Source organism: Phormidium sp. CCY1219, assembly GCF_035615515.1.
In the GTDB taxonomy this organism is placed as follows: Bacteria; Cyanobacteriota; Cyanobacteriia; order Cyanobacteriales; family Laspinemataceae; genus CCY1219.
Map to the genome: position 1 here is coordinate 1 of NZ_JAJENT010000962.1, position 1,275 is coordinate 1,275.

Consider the following 1,275-nt stretch of genomic DNA (forward strand, 5'->3'; position numbering starts at 1 on the left):
GTTTAGGCTGGTCAGGTGGTTAGAAGTACAAGCCCCTGGCTTTAGACATGGGGTTGGTTTCTACGGAGTCCCTGACTCGCCAGCCTTTATCCTCGATTTTCCCCCACAACAAGACCCCCGCAGGGCATCTGAGCGCCAGTAGGGATCCTCGCTGATGATTTCAAACCCTGAACTGATATTCAGTTCAACTTTCGCTTTCTTGTGCGTTAACCACATCGATTCGTTCGAGTTGCCAGAGGATTTGGTTCCCTTCCCGCCGCACCCGCGAAACGATCCAATTGCGCCAAGGCCAATGATCGCCGCGACTGGTCACGGCGCTGGCATTAACATCCATCAGATCGGCGAGTTCGGAACTGGTGATTAGATAGCCTTTAGCGGCAATCCGATCTGCGATTTCCAGGGTCTCCATTAGGTACTGGAGTTGGGTGACCCTCACCTCACGGGGCAAGTTGTCGAGTGATTCTGTATTGGAATGGGCAGTTGTCTCCATAAAAGCCAAATCCGAGGTCAGAAGGTCATTCATAAGTTGGGAACATTGTAGCGTTTTGGTTGCCAGTTCAGAGACCTCCGGGGGAGGGCAGTTGCACCCCCATCGGAAACTCCCGGCTCCCAACGCCTGGGACTAGAGCGATCGCCCGTCTCCCAATGCTCTCCTTATTCGTTCCATCGTTCTCTATAAAGATTGCCTTTGTCAACTGGGATCTTCTGCTTTTTTCTGCAAATTGAGTCTAGATCTAGACCAGAGCGCTATTTTTCAGTGGCTTTTTTATTTTTCCGGGAAGCCCTTACGCCTCCTCCCCTGCATCCCCGCGCAAGGGTTCCCCGGTTCTGAGGCGCGATCGCTTGCCTGCCTTTCCGGTGGGGTGTTCGATAAGCTTAGCTGATTTTTTGATAAGTTTTTTAAATTCATTCACCCCCCTTCCCCAAGGGTGTCCCGGTGCGAGGTCGATCGCTTTCTCGGGGTCGGGTTGGGGCAGGTTGGGCCGCGATCGCCTTTCTCGTACTCGCGATCGAGACTCCCCCCAATTCTCAATAGATGGGCTTACTCTGCCTCTCAGTGTTGAGCAGCATCGGTTGGATTTTTAAACCATTTTGGTCTCAATCCCTGACATTTCCAGGATTTGCCTGCAACTGTTTGCACCGCAATAACTATTGCGCTCATCGGGATAGTTTTTCCATCCCTGGAGTTGGACTAGGCATAAAAAACTATTGCGCTTATCGGGATAGTTTTTCCATCCCTGGGGTTGGACTAGGGATAAAAAACTATTGCGCTTA

The 1,275-nt window shown here is 51.5% G+C and carries 3 protein-coding genes; all 3 read right to left on the reverse strand.

Features of this window, described 5'->3' with window-relative positions:
• Nucleotides 1-184: 184 nt before the first annotated feature.
• Entirely contained in the window at nt 185-490 is a 306-nt protein-coding gene (locus LKK83_RS30925) for a hypothetical protein (RefSeq protein WP_324635310.1), read from the reverse strand.
• A 295-nt stretch (nt 491-785) separates the two neighbouring features.
• Complete coding sequence (locus LKK83_RS30930) at nt 786-914, reverse strand: hypothetical protein (RefSeq protein ID WP_324635308.1); 129 nt, start codon at nt 912-914, stop codon at nt 786-788.
• 168 nt (nt 915-1,082) lie between these two features.
• Nucleotides 1,083-1,275 (reverse strand): hypothetical protein (locus LKK83_RS30935; RefSeq protein ID WP_324635309.1); only part of this gene is annotated, 193 nt, incomplete at its 5' end.